General features: G+C 68.0%; 18 protein-coding genes. 6 read left to right on the top strand and 12 right to left on the bottom strand.

All coding sequences use genetic code 11. The annotated features are described in order from the left end of the window. Position 1 precedes the first annotated feature (1 nt). Complete coding sequence (locus VKQ35_RS07330) at positions 2-748, top strand: RNA methyltransferase (protein WP_324360054.1); 747 nt, start codon at positions 2-4, stop codon at positions 746-748. Here VKQ35_RS07330 and VKQ35_RS07335 read toward each other — a convergent pair. Next, positions 745-1,269 carry a PAS domain-containing protein gene (locus VKQ35_RS07335; protein ID WP_324360056.1) on the bottom strand — a complete coding sequence of 175 codons (525 nt, stop codon included), beginning with the start codon at positions 1,267-1,269 and terminating at the stop codon, positions 745-747. The genes VKQ35_RS07330 and VKQ35_RS07335 overlap by 4 nt on opposite strands. Before the next feature lie 262 nt (positions 1,270-1,531). On the opposite strand from VKQ35_RS07335, the gene rpsD reads away from it, so the two are divergent. Both rpsD and VKQ35_RS07345 read left to right on the top strand, forming a co-directional pair. Beyond that, positions 1,532-2,146, top strand: a complete 615-nt coding sequence (gene rpsD / locus VKQ35_RS07340; RefSeq protein ID WP_324360058.1) for a 30S ribosomal protein S4 — start codon at positions 1,532-1,534, stop codon at positions 2,144-2,146. Positions 2,147-2,252: 106 nt separating this feature from the next. Next, positions 2,253-3,566: a hemolysin family protein gene (locus VKQ35_RS07345; protein WP_324360060.1), complete on the top strand. Its 1,314-nt coding sequence runs from the start codon at positions 2,253-2,255 to the stop codon at positions 3,564-3,566. A gap of 88 nt (positions 3,567-3,654) precedes the next feature. Here VKQ35_RS07345 and VKQ35_RS07350 read toward each other — a convergent pair whose 3' ends face one another. The 6 genes from VKQ35_RS07350 to VKQ35_RS07375 all read right to left on the bottom strand — a co-directional run bounded on the left by VKQ35_RS07350 (position 3,655) and on the right by VKQ35_RS07375 (position 8,609). Then, positions 3,655-5,298, bottom strand: coding sequence for an alkaline phosphatase family protein (locus tag VKQ35_RS07350; RefSeq protein WP_324360062.1), 1,644 nt, complete (start codon positions 5,296-5,298; stop codon positions 3,655-3,657). Between the two features lie 197 nt (positions 5,299-5,495). Then, positions 5,496-5,843 (bottom strand): Grx4 family monothiol glutaredoxin, encoded by a 348-nt coding sequence (gene grxD, locus VKQ35_RS07355; RefSeq protein WP_324360064.1) that lies wholly within the window; start codon positions 5,841-5,843, stop codon positions 5,496-5,498. 73 nt (positions 5,844-5,916) lie between these two features. After that, complete coding sequence (locus VKQ35_RS07360) at positions 5,917-6,150, bottom strand: BolA family transcriptional regulator (RefSeq protein WP_324360066.1); 234 nt, start codon at positions 6,148-6,150, stop codon at positions 5,917-5,919. A 31-nt stretch (positions 6,151-6,181) separates the two neighbouring features. Beyond that, complete coding sequence (locus tag VKQ35_RS07365; RefSeq protein WP_324360068.1) at positions 6,182-6,805, bottom strand: LysE family translocator; 624 nt, start codon at positions 6,803-6,805, stop codon at positions 6,182-6,184. 14 nt (positions 6,806-6,819) lie between these two features. Continuing rightward, the gene (locus VKQ35_RS07370) at positions 6,820-7,299 is read right to left on the bottom strand and encodes a DUF1579 domain-containing protein (protein ID WP_324360070.1); all 480 of its coding nucleotides are present in this window, start codon (positions 7,297-7,299) and stop codon (positions 6,820-6,822) included. 77 nt (positions 7,300-7,376) lie between these two features. After that, the gene (locus VKQ35_RS07375; RefSeq protein WP_324360072.1) at positions 7,377-8,609 is read right to left on the bottom strand and encodes a serine hydrolase domain-containing protein; all 1,233 of its coding nucleotides are present in this window, start codon (positions 8,607-8,609) and stop codon (positions 7,377-7,379) included. Positions 8,610-8,695: 86 nt separating this feature from the next. Here VKQ35_RS07375 and VKQ35_RS07380 point away from each other — a divergent pair, with 86 nt between their 5' ends. Next, positions 8,696-9,175 (top strand): CinA family protein, encoded by a 480-nt coding sequence (locus tag VKQ35_RS07380; protein WP_324360074.1) that lies wholly within the window; start codon positions 8,696-8,698, stop codon positions 9,173-9,175. A gap of 67 nt (positions 9,176-9,242) precedes the next feature. Here VKQ35_RS07380 and VKQ35_RS07385 read toward each other — a convergent pair whose 3' ends face one another. Further along, on the bottom strand, positions 9,243-10,028 hold the full coding sequence (locus VKQ35_RS07385) for a glucose 1-dehydrogenase (protein WP_324360076.1): 786 nt from the start codon (positions 10,026-10,028) through the stop codon (positions 9,243-9,245). A gap of 122 nt (positions 10,029-10,150) precedes the next feature. Between VKQ35_RS07385 and VKQ35_RS07390 the strand changes: the two genes are divergently transcribed. Beyond that, on the top strand, positions 10,151-10,489 hold the full coding sequence (locus VKQ35_RS07390; protein ID WP_324360078.1) for a helix-turn-helix domain-containing protein: 339 nt from the start codon (positions 10,151-10,153) through the stop codon (positions 10,487-10,489). Here VKQ35_RS07390 and VKQ35_RS07395 read toward each other — a convergent pair. Further along, positions 10,486-12,093: a M28 family metallopeptidase gene (locus VKQ35_RS07395; RefSeq protein ID WP_324360080.1), complete on the bottom strand. Its 1,608-nt coding sequence runs from the start codon at positions 12,091-12,093 to the stop codon at positions 10,486-10,488. The two genes, VKQ35_RS07390 and VKQ35_RS07395, sit on opposite strands and share 4 nt — an antisense overlap. Positions 12,094-12,271: 178 nt before the next feature. On the opposite strand from VKQ35_RS07395, the gene VKQ35_RS07400 reads away from it, so the two are divergent. Further along, positions 12,272-12,715 (top strand): hypothetical protein, encoded by a 444-nt coding sequence (locus VKQ35_RS07400; protein WP_324360082.1) that lies wholly within the window; start codon positions 12,272-12,274, stop codon positions 12,713-12,715. Positions 12,716-12,735: 20 nt separating this feature from the next. Here VKQ35_RS07400 and VKQ35_RS07405 read toward each other — a convergent pair whose 3' ends face one another. Genes VKQ35_RS07405 through purL form a run of 3 tightly spaced genes read right to left on the bottom strand, consistent with a single transcriptional unit; the run spans position 12,736 to position 17,150 of the window. After that, the gene (locus VKQ35_RS07405) at positions 12,736-13,746 is read right to left on the bottom strand and encodes an NAD(P)-dependent alcohol dehydrogenase (RefSeq protein ID WP_324360084.1); all 1,011 of its coding nucleotides are present in this window, start codon (positions 13,744-13,746) and stop codon (positions 12,736-12,738) included. A gap of 27 nt (positions 13,747-13,773) precedes the next feature. Then, positions 13,774-14,901, bottom strand: coding sequence for an alanine racemase (locus tag VKQ35_RS07410; protein WP_324360086.1), 1,128 nt, complete (start codon positions 14,899-14,901; stop codon positions 13,774-13,776). Next, entirely contained in the window at positions 14,901-17,150 is a 2,250-nt protein-coding gene (gene purL / locus VKQ35_RS07415; RefSeq protein WP_324360088.1) for a phosphoribosylformylglycinamidine synthase subunit PurL, read from the bottom strand. Before purL ends, VKQ35_RS07410 begins: the two co-directional genes overlap by 1 nt. Between the last annotated feature and the right edge of the window lie 72 nt (positions 17,151-17,222).

Genomic DNA, 17,222 nt, shown 5'->3' on the forward strand with positions numbered 1-17,222 from the left:
GATGGCCGCCGAAGGTCTTGCCGTCATCCTGTGCGAGCCGCAGCTCGGCGAGAATATCGGCGCCGTGGCGCGGGCCATGCTCAATTGCGGCCTGACCGATCTGCGGCTGGTCGATCCGCGCGACGGCTGGCCGTCGGAGCCGGCGCGCGCGGCGGCGGCCGGTGCCGACGTGGTGATCGACGGTGCGCGCGTGTTCGACACGGTCGAGGCGGCGATCGCCGACCTCCATCACGTCTATGCCACGACCGCCCGGCTCAGGGACATGGTGAAGCCGGTGCTGTCGCCCGACAAGGCGGCGGACCGGATGATCGCCGAGATGGCGCAGGGCGGCCGCTGCGGCGTGCTGTTCGGGCGCGAGCGCTCGGGCCTGACCAACGACCAGGTGGCGCTCGCCGACGCGGCCGTGACCTTTCCGCTCAATCCCGGCTTCACCTCGCTCAATCTCGCCCAGGCGGTGCTGCTGATCGGCTGGGAATGGCGCAAGCGCACGGCGGAGCCGATGCCGGACGAGATCGTCCCGGCGATCTCGACGCCGGCGACCCATGGCGACATGGTGCATTTGTTCGCGCATCTGGAGGCGGAGCTGGAGACCGGCGGCTTCTTTCACCCGCCGGAACGGCGCGGCCATACCATCCGTAATCTGCGCAACCTGCTGACCCGCGCGAACCTGACCGAGCAGGACGTGAAGACCCTGCACGGCGTCGTCGCGGCGCTGGTGCAGAGCAGGAAGCGAGGCGGCGGCGCTTAGAGCGGAAAGAACCTGACCGTCTCCCGCCCGCTCGCGACCGTGACCCGGTAGCGGGCCAGGCGCTCGCCGGTCACACGGTAGATCGTGGCGCCGAACACGCCGTCGGGATGTTCGCCGTCATCGGCCAGCGGCAGGGCAACGCGCTCGCCGATCCCGGAGCCGCCGATCAGCGAGAACACGAAACCGCTGTTCACCATTGCCGCCGGCTCGTCGAGAATGCGGCGATAGCGGGCCATGAAGGTCTCGGCATTGCGACCGGCGAAGTAATCCTCGATCCGGCTGCCGCGGAAGCCCGGGCCCATGGCGTCGAGGATCGCCTCGCCGGCGAGACGCCCGATGAAGGTTCCGCGCGTCTCGTCCCAGCGCCAGGCCCACAGGATCGGCAGGTGCGGGGCCAGCTTGACCGGGTCGATGTCGCGCCAGGCCGGAAATCGCCGCCCACCGCGCGCCTCGTCCCACAAGCGGACGATCTCGCGCAGCGCAGGTTCCCGGAGATTGGTGACTAGCCCGTCGATCGGCATGGCCTTCGATTACCCCAACCGGCGACCTTCTGAAAGGACGCGGCCGGCATTTCCGGCCCCGTCGGCCGCGCATCGGCCATGCATCCAGGCTCGATCGGTTGACAGCGGCCGGGGAGGCCGTATATTCCGCGCCTTCCCATTCCCGGGAATGCGGGGTTCTCGAAATCTGAGGACGCCCCGCCCGCATGGCCTGAGGGCAGGTCTGATGCGGGACTACCGGGACAAAAGGCCATCCCGAAGCGGGAGGCCAAAAGAGAGTGCCATGAGCAAGCGTCAAGAATCCAAGTACAAGATCAATCGCCGCCTCGGCGTGAATCTGTGGGGCCGGGCCAAGAGCCCGCTCAACCGCCGCGAATATGGTCCGGGCCAGCATGGTCAGCGCCGCAAGAAGCCGACCGACTACGGCACGCAGCTGATGGCCAAGCAGAAGCTCAAGGGCTATTACGGCAACATCGGCGAGCGCCAGTTCCGCCGCCTGTATGACGAAGCCGTCCGTCGCCGTGGCGACACGGGCGAGAACCTGATCGAGCTGCTGGAGCGCCGTCTGGACGCGGTCGTGTACCGCATGAAGTTCGTCCCGACCGTGTTCGCTGCCCGTCAGTTCGTCAACCACGGCCATGTGACCGTGAACGGCAAGCGCGTCAACATCGCCTCCTACCAGGTCAAGGACGGCGACACCGTCGAGGTGCGCAACAAGTCCAAGCAGATGGCGCTGGTCCTCGAGGCGGTTGCCTCGGGCGAGCGTGATTTCGCGACCTACCACGAAGTCGACGCTGCTGCGCTCAAGGGCAAGTACGTCCGCGCGCCGAAGCTCGCCGACGTGCCGTACCCGGTGCAGATGGAACCGAACCTGGTGGTCGAGTTCTACTCGCGCTAATCGGCTCCGGCCCGGTCGACCGATCTCGGAAAGCCGCCCTTCGGGGCGGCTTTTCTTTTATGGGCGAACGGCTTGAGCTCGGTCGAACGGAACGGTAGCCCGTGCTATGATCGTCCGACCGGACATGCTGATCGAAATCATCCTCCTCCTCTTCCTCATTCTGCTGAATGGCGTTTTCGCCATGGCGGAGCTGGCGCTCGTCGGGTCGCGCAAGACCAGGCTGCAGGCGGCGGCCAACAACGGCAACCGTGGCGCGGTCGCGGCGCTGGCCCTCTTGGACAAGTCAGGCCGGTTTCTCTCGACCGTTTCCATCGGCATCACGCTGATCGGCGTCAGCGTCTCGACCATCGGCGGCGACAGCTTCGCGATCCCGCTGGCGGCCACGATCGAACAGATTCCGGCGCTCGCCGACTATGCCCACGCGCTCGCCGTCGGCCTGATCGTGATCACCATCTCGTTCATGACCATCGTCGTCGGCGAACTGGTGCCGAAGCGCATCGCCATCGCCCATCCCGAGGCGATCTCGACGTTCCTCGCGCGCTTCATGACGGTGGTCACCATCGTCGTCTCGCCGGCGGAATGGTTCCTGAGCGGCGCGACCGACCTCGTTCTGAAGCTGCTGCCGGTCTCGACGAGTTCCTCGGCGCCGGTGACCGACGAGGAGATCAACCTGATGATGCGCGAGGGGGCGGCGGCCGGCGAGTTCCACGAGGCCGAATCCTCGATCGTGCAGATGGCGCTGCGGCTTGGCGACCGCCATGTCGATGCGATCATGACGCCGCGTACCCAGGTCGAGCTGCTCGACCTGGAAGATGGGCTCGAGGACAATCTGGCCAAGGTCAAGGCGTCGGACCTGTCGCGTTTCCCGGTGGTCGAGGGCGGGCCGGAGAACGTGGTCGGCATTCTGCAGGTCAAGGATCTGCTGGCGGCGGCACTCTCAGGCCAGCCGATCGACCTGCGCGCGCTGATCCGCCCGCCGCTCTACGTACCGAACACGGTCCCGGCCCTGAAGCTGCTGGAGACGCTGCGGAAGTCGGGCGAGCCGCTGGCCCTGATCGTTGACGAATACGGCGATTTCGACGGGCTGGTGACCCTGCACGACATCCTGCAGGCACTGGTCGGCGACATCGCCGAGCTGGGCGAGCCGGGGGAGCAGGGCATCGTCCGGCGCGAGGACGGCACCTGGCTGATTGATGGGCTGACGCCGGTCGACGACGTCAAGGACGCGCTCGGCATCAAGAACCTGCCCGAGGAAGACAGCGGCGATTTCCACACGCTGGGCGGCTTCCTGATGGCGCAGATGAAGCGCGTGCCGCGCGTCGCCGACCACACCACGGTCGACAGCTGGCGCTTCGAGGTGGTCGACATGGACGGCCACCGCGTCGACAAGGTGATGGTCGTTCCGCTTTCAGGCGATTAGGCGGTATCCGACCACCCCGGGCCGGGATGAGGCGATCCGCGGTCTGCGGATCGCCTCGACCAAAGGGAACTGCCCCGATCTAACGGTGCTAGTGACCAAGTGCCGGCAGGATCGCCGTGCCCTCTTTGCGGACGGCATCAAGCGAACTGGGGTCGAGGCCAAGAGCGGCGAGCACGGTCGGTGCGATCTGGGTGGTGGCGACGGGCGTGCTGATCGTCGCCGCAGCCAGGGACGGATGGGCGACCAGCAGCATGACATTGGTGTCGTCATGGGCAAAGCCGCCATGCTCCGCCAACTTCTTGGTGCCGCCCGTGTAGATGACGCCGACATTCGGGGTGACGATGATGTTCGGCGTGCGCGGATCGATGGCCGGGTCGTTGAATAGGAGATTGAGCGTCGGGCCGGCATAGATCTGACCGCCACCCGCTCCAATCTGGTTCGCGTGCGCCTCGAGCAGGGCGACGTTGCCGGCGGTCTGGGTCAGATTATTCTCGCTGAGCCAGATCAGCGAGACGTCATCCTCGAGCGCTTGAACGACTGGGAAGCCCGGACCGACGCCCTTCGGGCTGAGGATCGACGAGGGCGGCGCCAGGCTGGCGTTGTCGGCCGGGATGCGCTGCACGCGCTTCGGATCGGTCGGCGACTGGCCATGTTTTGCGCTGATGATGATGAGCGTGTGGTCGAGCAGGCTACGCGCCCTGAGGGCTTCGACCATCAGGCCAATCGAATGGTCGACAAATTTGATTTCGTCGAGCAGCGGGGTCGTCGGCACCCCATAGGGGTCGGTATAGCCGCCAGTCATGCCGACGCTCTTCTCAATCAGCTTCTGACCGACACTGACCGCTTGAAAATTCATGCCGAACACGGTCGGTACCGGAGCAGAGCCGATGCCATCATGGCGGCGACCGTTGATCTCGCTCAAGATCGCCTGGACCTTGAGACTGTCGTAGCAGCGGATATTGGCGAAACTGTCGGTCCAGGCATTGCTGCTGGCGACGGCGGTTTGATCCGGCAGTGGGTTGCAAGCCGTCAGGGTGACCTGGGGCAGCGAAACCGGTATCGAATTGATTTCCGGGGCATAGAAATCATCCACCCCCAGGCCGCTGCGGCCCTTCACCAGTTCATAGGACTGATGCTTGTCCGACCAGGCGGTGTAGCCACCGGCGGCCTTCACCACCTCGAACAGTGTGTTCACCCGAATGAAGCTGTGCGGATAGACCGGTGCGCAATGATTCCTCGGGTCGCGCGGCAGGAAGCCGGGATCGATGCCGCCGCCGGCATCGATCCGTGTCAGGTTGACATCGATTTCTTCGTCGAAGCCGATCTGGGTGCCGACGACTTTCGGGCAGAGGTCGGCACCGCCGACGATGCCGTAGGGCGTGGTCTTGGCCGGTGGCGACAGCGAACGGTCGTAGCTGACGTCATAGAACGCCCCGGTCGAACGGGGAGAGCCGCCGGTGACGATCGCGGTCAGCCCCGGGAAGGAGTCGGACGGGCGCGAGGTGGTCGCCTGCTGATAGGCAACGCCGCGCTGGGCGAGACTGGCCAGGTGCGGGCAGTAGGGTGTGCCGCCATCGATCGGCGAAACGCCTTTGCTGCAATTCGCGAAGTCGATGGCGTGCATGCCGTCGATGCTGATTATCAGCACGCGATCGACAGTTCCGGGGCCCAAAAGGCTCTCGGCATGGGCAACGTGCGTCGAAAGCGTGGCGAGCATCGCGGCTGTGGCCACGACGCCGCTGATTCCTCGACGTGACATTGCAGGCTCCCTTGACGGTTGTGGTTAACGAACCGTTGCAAGGTAGCGTCTGCGTCTTACCGCCGCGTGACAGCCCGATGTTTGATCGCGTCAAAACGGAAAGGGCGATGCCGCCGCAACCGGTGCATCGCCCTTCGCCTTACTAACCGGCCGCATTTGCGGCCGGGCGCTTATTCCTTGAATTCGATGCCCTTGTCGCGCAGCAGCGACGCCAGCTCGCCGTTCATGTACATCTCGCGCACGATGTCGGCGCCGCCGACGAACTCGCCCTTCACATAGAGCTGCGGGATGGTCGGCCAGTCGGAGAAGTCCTTGATGCCTTGGCGCAGCGCGTCGTTCTGCAGGACGTTGACGCCCACGAAGTCGGCGCCCAGGTGGTCGAGGATCTGCACGCAGACGGCGGAGAAGCCGCACTGCGGCTGTTCCGGGACGCCCTTCATGAACAGCACGACGGCATGGTCGGCCACGGCGCTGGCGATGAAGTCGTGAATCGGGTCGGCGGAGGTGGTCTCGGTCATCGGATGGCCCTTCGGCGCAAATCTGTAGGCCCAGAGCTAGGGACGAGGCCCGCCCGGGTCAAGTATTGGCGGGTCAAGCCGGAGCGCTGGTCTCGAGGGCCAGCGCATGGAGTTCGCCGCCCATCTTTCCTTTCAGCGCCGCATAGACCAGCTGGTGCTGGCGCACGCGCGGCAGGCCGGCGAAGGCGGTGGAGACGATGCGGGCCTTGTAGTGGTCGCCGTCGCCGGCAAGGTCCTCGATCACGATCTGCGCGTCGGGAAAGCCTTCGCGGAGGATGGCTTCGAGTTGGGGCTGGGCGATGGGCATGGCGCTGGCTTAGCGCCCCCGCTGACCAAGCTCAATCGAAGACCCAGAGAAGGCTGAGGCCAAAGGCGCCCATGATCGCCCCGGACGCGCGGTCCAGGGGGCGCTGGGCGCGGGCGTAGGCGTCGGCGGCGCGCCTGGTGGAGAACAGCCAGGCCATGGCGATCTGCCAGCCCAGGCAGGTGGCCACGCAGATCGCGACCGCCGCCACATGGGCCCAGGCGGGCGTGTTCGGGCCGACGTAGGCCGAGAAGATGCTGGCGAAGAACAGGATCGACTTCGGATTGGTCATGTTGATGGCGAAGCCCTGCCAGAAGGCGGCCTGCCAGCCGAGCGGGGCTGGCTCGCCGGTCGGGTCGCCCGCGTCCGGCTTGGTCCGCCAGAGCGCGATGGCGAACCAGACGAGGTAGAGGCCGCCGCCGATCCGCAAGGCCTTATAGAGCCAGGGCGCCGCGGCCAACAGCGCCGCCAGGCCGAGCGCGGCCAGCAGGCACCAGACGATGCAGCCCAGCGTCGCGCCGAAGCCGGACGCCAGCGCCGTCGCGCGCCCGTGCCGCATGCCGAACCGCATCAGCATGAAGTTGTTCGGGCCCGGCACGATGCTGGTCGCGAGGCAGACCGCGAACAGCGAGGCGAGCGACAGGAGCTGTGCGTTCATCGAAGCCCTTATGGTCAGGCGCGGGTGAACTGCATGATCCAGTTCGTCTCCCAGGTCAGCCCCTCGTCATAGGAAAAGGCCTGGGTCCAGCGGGCCGAAGACGCGGTGATCTGGTCCCAGACGAATACCACGCGCACGCAGCGCCCGTCGTCCAGGTCGACGCCGTAGAAGCGGCCCTCGCCGTTCTCGAAGCGGCCGTGCACCGGCTCGCCCATCATGCCGTCGATGCTGCTGACCCAGTAGATCGACCAGGTGCGCCTTGCGATGTCGAAGGTGCGGAAGGCGACGCCCTGGCTGTGGCGCGCCGGCAGGTCGGCCTCCTCGACGTTGCAGAGGCCGCCCATCAGCGGGCGGTTGCAGCTGGTCCCCTCGAACTCCAGCCAGTCCTCGCAGTGGGCGCCGCGGCGCTTGAGCATACGGTGCGCGACCCGCCAGTCGCCGTGCAGGAAGTCGAAGTCGCGGCGGCCGTCCTTGATCATCACGATGGCGTTCATGGTCCTATCCCCAGGTTGGAGACGGGACATACGAAACCGCTGCTGACAGCTTCATGTCAGCAGGGCGGCGCCCGGCGTCAGTCGATGATCGAGGCGTAGATGATGCTCTTCAGCTGGCCGCGGAAGTTGAAGGTGCCCGACGGCATCAGCTGGGTCATGAAGACCACCGAGAGGTCCTCCTTGGGGTCGACCCAGAAGATCGTCGAGGCCGCGCCGCCCCAATAGTAGTCGCCGACGCCGAGCGTCCCGGTCTGCACCTGGCCCAAGGTCGTTGCGAAACCCAGGCCGAAGCCCACGCCCTCGTTGGCGGTCTCCGAGAAACCGCCGATGGCGAGCTGGGTCAGGTCCTTGCCGCCGGCCAGGTGGTTCATGTGCATCACCTCGAGCGTGCGCGGGCCCAGGATGCGCGCGCCGTCGAGTTCGCCGCCCCGGCGCAGCATCTCGCAGAAGCGCAGGTAGTCGGCCGACGTGCCGGTCAGGCCGCCGCCGCCGGACTTGAAGCCCGGCTCCTTGGTGAAGTCGCTGGTCGCCGGATCGTCGATCAGCTTCAGCGTCTTGTCGGGTCCGCGCTGATAGTTGGCGGCGAAGCGGTCGACCTTGTCCGGCGCGACCTGGAAGGCAGTGTCCTTCATGCCCAGCGGCGCGAAGATGTTCTCCTGCAGATATTGGGCGAAGGGGACGCCGGAGATCACCTCCACCAGGGCGCCGCAGACGTCGGTGGCCAGCGAATACATCCAGGCCTGACCCGGCTGATAGCGCAGCGGCACGTGGCTGAGCTTGTCGAGGAATTCCTGCATGGAGTCCGCGCCGCCCGCCGAGCGGATCTTCAGGTCGCGGTAGATCCTGTCGATCGGATGCTGAATGCCGACACCCGGCAGGCCGCCGCCATAGGTCAGGCCCGCCTGGTGCGAGAGCACGTCGCGGAAGCTGACCGGCCGCGCCGGAGCCTCGGTCTGCATGCCGCCGCCTTCGCCGCTGAGCCAGACGCGGTGGTTCTTCCAGGACGGCACATAGCGGCTGACCGGATCGTTGAGCTGGAAATAGCCCTTCTCGTACAGCGTCATGAGCGCCACCGAGGTGATCGGCTTGGTCATGGAATAGATGCGGTAGATGGTGTCGTCGGCGGTGGGTTTGCCGCGGGCCAGGTCCATGCTGCCGAAGGATTTCGAATAGGCGAGGTGGCCGTGGCGGGCGACGTTCACCTGGCAGCCGGCGATCTTCTGCGGACCGATGTAGTTGCGCTCCAGATGCTCGCCGATGCGCTCCAGGCGCCCCGCGTCCAGGCCCGTCCACTGCGATTGGGCGTCCATGAAATATCCTCCCGGGAAATGGCGTGTTCTTATGGGCGCCATCATGGGCGCCGAAGCCGCCCAGCGCCAAGAAAAAGGAGACGGCCGTGGCCGATGTGGACGAGCTGGCCAATGCGCTGGGCGAGCGGCTGAAGGCGCGGGGCGAAACCGTGGCGGTGGCCGAGAGTTCGTCCGGCGGGTTGATCTCGGCGGCGCTGCTGGGCGTGCCGGGGGCGTCGAAATATTACCTGGGTGGCGCGGTGGTCTACACCGGCAAGGCGCGGATGGTGCTGATGGACCTGCCGCGCGAGGCGGTGGCCGGGATGCGCTCGGCGAGCGAACCCTACGCGCTGCTGCTGGCGCGCACGGCGCGCGAACGGTTCGGCGCGACCTGGGGCCTGTCGGAGACCGGCGCGGCGGGCCCGACCGGCAACGGCTACGGCGACGCCGCCGGCCACACCTGCATCGCCATCTCCGGCCCGATGGAGATGGCCGTGACCATCGAGACCGGTGAGAGCGACCGGGCCGCTAACATGACCGCCTTCACGGCGGCGGCGCTCGATCTGCTGCAGCGGGCCCTTTCATAGAGGAACCTCCCCCACCGCGGGCGCGGCAGGGGAGGCTGTGATAGCCGGGCGTTCCCTGGCTGGGGGATCAGCGCAGGCCGCCGCTGGCCGACAGATGTTCGCCGCTCAGCCACTTGGCGTCGTTGGACGCGAGGAAGACCACCACGTCGGCGATGTCGTCCGGCTGACCCGCGCGGCCCAGCGGAGTCTGCGCGACGATGGCTTTTTCGAAGTCGGACCCGATGAAGCCCTGAGCGTGGGAGCCTTCGGTCTCGACGATGCCAGGGTTCACGGAGTTGACGCGGATCTTCCGCGGGCCGAGCTCCACGGCCAGTACGCCGGTGATCGCGTCCACCGCGCCCTTGGTGCCGGTGTAGACCGCTGAGTCCGGCGGGAAGAGGCTGGTGACGGCCGAGCCGATGTTGATCACGCTGGCGCCTTCGCCCAGGTGCTTGGCCGCCGCCTGGGTGGTGAGCAGCAGGCCCAGGACGTTGATATTGAACATCCTGTGGAAGTGGTCCTCGGTGATCGCGTCGAGCGCCCCGAACTCATAGACGCCCGAATTGTTGACCAGGATGTCGAGGCGCCCGTAGGCGGCGACGGCGGCGTCGATGATGCCTTGCGCCTCGGCCGCCTTGGAGACGTCGCCGTGGGCCGCGACCGCCTTGCCGCCCGCGGCGGTGATGGCCTCGACGACCGCGTCGGCGCCGGCCTGACTGGAGGCGTAGTTGACGACCACGGACGCGCCCTGGGCGGCGAGCGCCTTGGCGACGGCGGCGCCGATGCCCTTGGAGGCTCCGGTGACGACGGCGACCTTGCCTTCAAGCTTCAGGCCATTGACGGCGACGGGACGGGTGGCGGTGAGCTGGTTCATGGGTTCGGTTCCTTCAAGAGCCTGGGAGCGATCCGGCAGCGCGGTCTCCGCGCCGTCTCCGTTCCATGGTTCGGATAAATGGAACTATTGAACTTAGCTTCAAGTCCTCCTACTTGAAAATTATGAGACCGCTGGCGCACCCCGCGATCGAAGACGTTCAGTTGGAGGGCATCCTGCATGCCCTGTCCGACCCCGTGCGCGTGGCGATCTTCACCAACATCGCCGGCGCCGCGTGCGCCCAGACCTGTTCGGCCTTCGCGCAAGTCAACGACAAGCCGGTCCCCAAATCATCGCTGTCGCATCACTTCAAGGTGCTGCGCGAGGCCGGCCTGATCCGCTCCGAGCGCCAAGGCGTCGAGATGCGCAACATCTCGCGCTGCGCCGAGATCGAGGGCCGTTTCCCCGGCCTGATCCCGGCGATCATCAACGCCCACGCCTTGCAGGCGGCCCGCGCCGCCTAGCTTCCGACCGCCGTCGGGCTGGTGGCGAAGCGGGCGAAGAAGCTGTCCTTGTGCCAGACCGGCCGGGCCTTGGCGTCGGCGACGTGGTTGAGCAGCGCCAGCAGATAGGCGTCGAAGTCGTCGGCCGACTTCAGGTCCACCGGCTGGCTGAGGTCGTCCTGCGGCGCGTGATAGCGGTAGGTGTTCCAGTCCTTGTCCATCTGCGCCTCGGGCGACCCCGGCAGGCCCTCGACCTTCAGCGCCACCGACGGCACCCCGGTCTTGATGAAGCTGTACTGGTCGGAGCGGACGAAGATGTTGCGGTCGGGCGCGGGGTCGGGAAGCGTGTCGTAGCCGCGGGCCGCCGCCACCTCGCGGGCGGCGTCGCCCAGGGTGCTTTCGCCCTCGCCCAGGATCAGCAGGTGCTTCAGCGGGAAGAGCGGCAGAAACTCGTCCATGTTGATGTCCGCGACGATGGAAGACTTCTTCACCGTCGGATGCTCGGCGAAGGCCTTGGAGCCCAGCAGCCCCTTTTCCTCGCCGGCGATGGCCACGAAGACGATGGAGCGCTTGGGGTGCGCGTGGGTGGCGTGCAGCGCCTTGGCGGTCTCGATCATCGCCGCGACGCCGGCGGCGTTGTCCATGGCGCCGTGATAGACCTTGTCGCCCTGGATCGGCTCGCCGACGCCCAGGTGATCGAGGTGGGCGGAGACCACGACGTACTGCGCCTTGAGCGTGGGGTCGGAGCCCGGCAGCACGCCGACGACATTGGGCGAGGCGATGGCGTGGGTCTGCGTGACCACGCTGGCCTTCAGCGACTGGTTGAGCGCGAAGCGGGGCAGGGGCTTATGGGCGTCAGCCAGCGCCAGCAGTTCGGCGTAGGTATGGCCGGACTTGGCGAACAGCTTCTGGGCGCTCTCCGGGTTCACCTGAGCGGCGAACATCGGGCCGTGGTAGGTTTGCAGGTCGGGCGCCGCCAGCCGCATGCCGGGCTGACTGGAGTTGCCGATCATCCGCGGCCAGGGGATGTCCATGGCCTTGGGGTTCAGCAGGCGCACCACGCCCACCGCGCCCGCCGCCTCGATGGCTTTGGGGAGCTCGGTCGATGAGGCGTGCGACTTCAGCGCCGCCGAGAGCGTGTCGGGCCCGCCGCCCAGGATCACCACGATCTTGCCCTTCAGGTCCTGGCCGGCGAAGTCGTCGTAGCCGGCCTCGGGCAGGTGCAGGCCGTAGCCGATGAACACCAGCGGCGCCTCGACGGTCGCCGGTTGGGCGTCGCGGGAGCCCAGGATCAGGTCCGGCCCGACCGCCAGCGGCGTGGCCTTCCCGGCATCGACCAGGGCGACGGTCGAGTGGGCGGCGTCGACGTTCTCCTCGAGATAGCCGACCGACTGGAAGTAGGTCCCCTTGTCGCCGCCGGGCTTCAGGCCCGCGGCCTTGAACTTGGCCGCCACATAGCGCGCGGCCTTCATGTAGCCGGGGCTGCCGGTCAGGCGGCCTTCGTAGCCGTTGGAGGCCAGAACCTTGATGTGGCCCCACCAGGCGCTGGTGTCCTTGGTCGGTTCGGCGGAAAGCGCCGTGAGCGGCAGGGCGGCGATGGCGGCGGCGAGGAGGATCGGGCGCACGGGGCATCCTTTGCGAGCGGGCTGGATGCGACCCTAACAAGCTTGGCGGCGCCGCCAAGCGCCGTCTGCGCGGCTTTCTCAAGTCCGTTGAACGGTCTGGAAAGCCTGTCGCGGCTAAACTGGCGCGATGAGGTTTCGTGCGACAGGACTTGCCGCCGCATTGGCGCTCGGCGGGCTAGTGACGGCAGCCCACGCCCAGATCGAGGTCGTCTCGGCCGACGCCGACTATGCGCGCTTCCATCCCAAGCCCGTGCCGGCGTCACAGGCGCCGGCCGGTGACTTCTCCGCGACCATGGACCGGGTGTTCGGTCCCGGACGCTGGCGCCAGACCAGCGGCTACCGCACCAAGGCCCAGGAGGATGCGCTGCGGCGCCAGGGCGCGGGGACGGTCGCGCCGGGCCGCACCTCGAAGCATTCGGTGGGCGGGCCGGAGGCGCCGCAGGCCTATGACGCGGTGGTCGCCCATCTGTCGACGGCCGAGGCCGCGGCCAAGCTGAAGCAGAACGCCGGCGGCGCCTTCCGTGTGCTCGCCGAGCGCGCCCACGGCCCGCAAGGCGCGCACCTGCACGTCGAACTGGCCTCCAGCGTCCCGCGCGCGCCGCGCAATTCGGCCGACGACTAGCGACGATCGGGGCCTGACGCTCAGACCCGGATCACGATCTTGCCGAACTGGGCGCCGGTTTCGAGATAGGCGAAGGCCTCGCGGGCGGCGTCGAAGTCGAAGACGCGGTCGATCACCGGCTTGAGGCCGGTCATCGCGATGGCGCGGGTCATCTCGATCAGGCCCGCGCGGTCGCCGACGGCGACGTTGCGGATCGAGGCGCCGCTGGCCTTCAGCGCAAAGAAGTCGATGCCGGGGTTGTCGGTGCTCAGGAAGCCGACGGAGACGATCTCGCCGCCCAGGGCCACGGCGCGCAGCGACTGGCCGATCGTGCCTGGCCCGCCGACCTCGACAACCCGGTCCACACCGCGGCCGCCGGCGAGCTTGCGCACGGCCTTGCCCCACTCCGGGTCGTCGGCGTAGTTGACCACGGCGGCGGCGCCCAGGGCCTTCAGCCGCTCGACCTTGCCAGCGCTGGAGGTGGTGGCGATCACCGTCGCGCCGACCATGCGGGCGAGTTGCAGGGCGAAGATCGAGACGCCGCCGGAGCCCTGGATCAGCACCGAATGGCCGGCGCGGATCGGCGTGGCCCCGGTGAGCGCGTTCCAGGCGGTGAGGCCCGCGCAGGGCAGGGTCGAGCCCTCTTCGTAGGACAGGCCATCCGGCAGGCGGACGATCGCCTCCTGGCTGACGGCCTTCAGCTGGGCGAGCCAGCCGTCGTTCTCGGCGCCGTAGCTGTCGGCGAGAATGGTCGAGGGCATCTCGCCGCCGAACCAGCGCGGGTGGAAGGCGCCCATGACCCTGTCGCCGGGCCTGAAGGCCGTGACGCCTTCACCGACCTCGATCACCTCGCCGGCGGCGTCGCTGGCCGGGATCAGGCCGGGACGGCAGGCGCGGGGATAGCGGCCGAGCACCATGGCGATATCGCGGAAGTTCAGCGAGACCGCGCGAACACGGACCAGGACCTCGCCGCGCTGGGGTCGGGGATCGGCCTCCTCGCGCTGGCGCAGGGCGTCCAGGTTATCGAAGCTGTCGAACCGATAGGCCTTCATGGGGCGTGGCTCCGCAGTTGGACGGCGCTACTGCGAGGCGCCGCGGGCCTCGACCGGGGCGATCTCGACCAGCGTATCGCCGCGCACGAAATGGATGACGTCGTAGCGGTCCAGCGTCGGGTCGATGTGCGGCGGGACGAAGTCCACGCGCTCGCCGCGGGCGACCGCCTCACCGTCCGGGCGCATCAGCCGGCCGTGCTCGTCGCCGAAGAAGCGGTAGGCGGCCTCGGCGAACTTGGGCGTCAGCGCGACGGGCAGGGGGCCGTCGGTGGCGAAGGCCTTGAGGCCCGCGTCGACGGTCACCCACTGTGGGTGGTTGGCGCTGATCACGGTGGCGGCGATGGCCAGCGCCTGTTCGAAGGCGCCGTCGGGATCGGCCTTCAGCGCGTCGCGGTAGTCGCGGTCCATGAAGGCGTAGGAGCCGGGCTGCACTTCGGTCAGCACGCCCTGGGCGGCGTCGGCGGCGAAGGAACCGGTGCCGCCGCCGGTGACCACGCCGATCTTCGCGCCGGCTTCGCGCAGGGCCGCGATGACGCCCGAGAGATAGGCCATGCCGTCGGCGACGGCGGCGGCGCGGGCGTTTGCGCCTTCGATGTGCTGCCAGTGGCCGCCGTAGCATTGGACGCCGAGCAGGGTCAGGTTCGGCTGGGCGGCGATGGCGCGGAACACCGCCACCGCCTGGGCGGCGTCGTGTACGCCGCTGCGGCCCATGCCGGGGTCGACGTCGATCAGCACCTGGATCGGACCTTGCGAAGCGGCGGCCAGCTCGGCGGCGCCGTCGGGGTGGTCGATGACGATGCGGAAGTCGGCCACCTGTTGGGCGAGCGCCGCGGCGCGCGCGGCCTGGGCGGCGCCGGCGATGGGCGATGTGACCAGGATCGCGCTGACGCCCGCGGCGGCCATGGCCTCGGCCTCGGCGAGCTTGGCGCAGCAGATGCCGACCGCGCCGGCTTCGATCTGGCGATGGGCGACCGCCGAGCACTTGTGTGACTTGGAATGGGGACGGAGCGCCAGGCCCGCTGCCTTGGCCCGGGCCGCCATCTTGGCGACGTTGCGGTCGAAGGCGTCGAGGTCGAGGACGGCCGCGGGCGTGGGGATCAGGGCGCGGGAACCCGGCTGGCCGATGAGGTTGGGGTCGGCGGCGCGGCTCGTCATCAGGCGCCCATGAAGCCCGGCATCCAGCCCTCGTGGGCGGTGCGCAGGCGCTGCAGACTGATGCTGAAGCGATCCGCTCCGCTGTCGTGCACGACGATAAGGTTGTCGCCACCGACGTCGGCGACCGGATGCGCATCGATATCGGCTGCCAGTGCTCGGTCGAATATCCCATCAGCCTCGGCGGCGGGAACGGCGATGAGGTAACGCGCCTGGTCTTCGCCAAACAGTTCGGCGACGCCCCAATAGGCGTAGCCCAACGTCATCCCAACATTCGAGGCGAGCGCCATTTCCGCGGCGGCGGCGATCAGACCTCCGTCTGAGATATCGTGGACGGTGCGAACGAGGCCGTCCTGAATGAGAGAGCGGACGAAGTCGCCGTTTTTCCGCTCCTCATCGAGGTCGACCGGCGGCGGCGCGCCGTCTTCGCGGCCCAGAATCTCTCGGAGATACATCGAGGCGCCGAGTTCGGCCGCGCCGTCGCCGATCAGGATTAGCAGGTCGCCGGCTTTCATCGACGAGAAGTCAGCTCGCTTTGAATAGTCCTCGATCAGGCCCACGGCGCCCACGGTCGGGGTCGGTGGAATGGCGGCGCCGTTGGTCTCGTTGTAGAGGCTTACGTTGCCGCTCACGACGGGGAAGTCGAGGGCGCGGCAGGCCTCGGCCATGCCGTCGATGGCGCGGACGATCTGGCCCATGATCTCAGGGCGTTCTGGATTGCCGAAGTTCAGGTTGTCGGTAATGGCGATGGGCGTGGCGCCGACCGCGGTCAGGTTGCGCCAGGCCTCGGCCACGGCCTGCTTGCCGCCCTCGTAGGGGTCGTTCTGGACGTAGCGGGGCGTGACGTCGGAGGTGACGGCGAGCGCCTTCTTGGTGCCATGGACGCGCACGATGCCGGCGTCGGCGCCGGTGGCGCTGTCTTCAAGCGTATCGGCCATGACGTGGCGGTCGTACTGCTCCCAGAGCCAGCGCTTCGACGCCATGTCGGGGCAGGACATCAGCTTGAGCACAGCAGCTTCCCATTCACCGGGAGCATCCACATTGGCCGTCGGCGGGATATCGGAGCCCGTCAGCCGCGGCTGCAGGACGGGCTGCGTCCAGGGGCGGTCATAGAGCGGTGCGTCGTCGAACAGCGGGGCCAGCGGCACGTCACAGACGATCTCGCCCTTGTGCTTGAGGACCAGGCGGCCGGTGTCGGTGGTCTTGCCGATGGTGGCGGCGTCCAGGCCCCACTTGGCGAAGATCCGCTCGCCGTCGTGCTCGCGGCCGGGCTTGAGGATCGCCAGCATCCGCTCCTGGCTCTCCGACAGCATCATCTCGTAGGCGCTCATGCCCTCTTCGCGCTGGGGCACGCAGTCGAGGTCGAGCTCGACGCCGACGCCGCCCTTGCCGGCCATCTCGACCGAGGAGGAGGTAAGGCCGGCCGCGCCCATGTCCTGGATCGCGGCGACGGCCCCGGAGGCCATCAGCTCCAGGGTGGCCTCGATCAAGAGCTTCTCGGCGAAGGGGTCGCCGACCTGGACGGTCGGGCGCTTTTCGTCGGAGGCGTCGTCGAACTCCGCCGACGCCATGGTCGCGCCGTGGATGCCGTCGCGGCCGGTCTTGGAGCCGAAATAGACCACCGACAGGCCGGCGGCGGGCGCGGCGGAATAGAAGATCTTGTCGGCGTCGGCCAGACCCACGCACATGGCGTTGACCAGGATGTTGCCGTCGTAGCCGCGGTGGAAGTTGGTCTCGCCGGCGACGGTCGGCACGCCCACGCAGTTGCCGTAGCCGCCGATGCCGCTGACCACGCCGCCGACCAGGCGCTTGGTCTTGGGATGGCTCGGGTCGCCGAACCGTAGGGCGTTCAGCAGAGCGACCGGCCGCGCGCCCATGGTGAAGACATCGCGCATGATGCCGCCGACCCCGGTGGCCGCGCCCTGGTAGGGCTCGATATAGGAGGGGTGGTTGTGGCTCTCCATCTTGAAGATGCAGGCCAGTTTCGTCCCGTCGGGGCCGTCGCCGATGTCGATGACGCCGGCGTTCTCGCCCGGGCCGCAGATCACCTTGGGGCCGGTGACGGGGAATTTCCGCAGCTGGTTCTTGCTGGATTTGTAGGAGCAGTGCTCGGACCACATGACCGAGAAGACGCCGAGCTCCACGTGGTTCGGCTCGCGGTTCAGGCGCTGCACGATGACGCCGTATTCGGCGGCGCTGAGGCCGAACTCGGCGGCGGTTTCGGCCATGGTCTTGGAGGGCAGGGCGCTCATGGCGGGCTTCTAGCCGGACTCGGCCTCCGGCGCGATAGGGCGCGCGACAGGCAGGGGCGCTTCAAGGGGCTG

This window comes from Phenylobacterium sp. (assembly GCF_035309685.1).
In the GTDB taxonomy this organism is placed as follows: Bacteria; Pseudomonadota; Alphaproteobacteria; order Caulobacterales; family Caulobacteraceae; genus Phenylobacterium.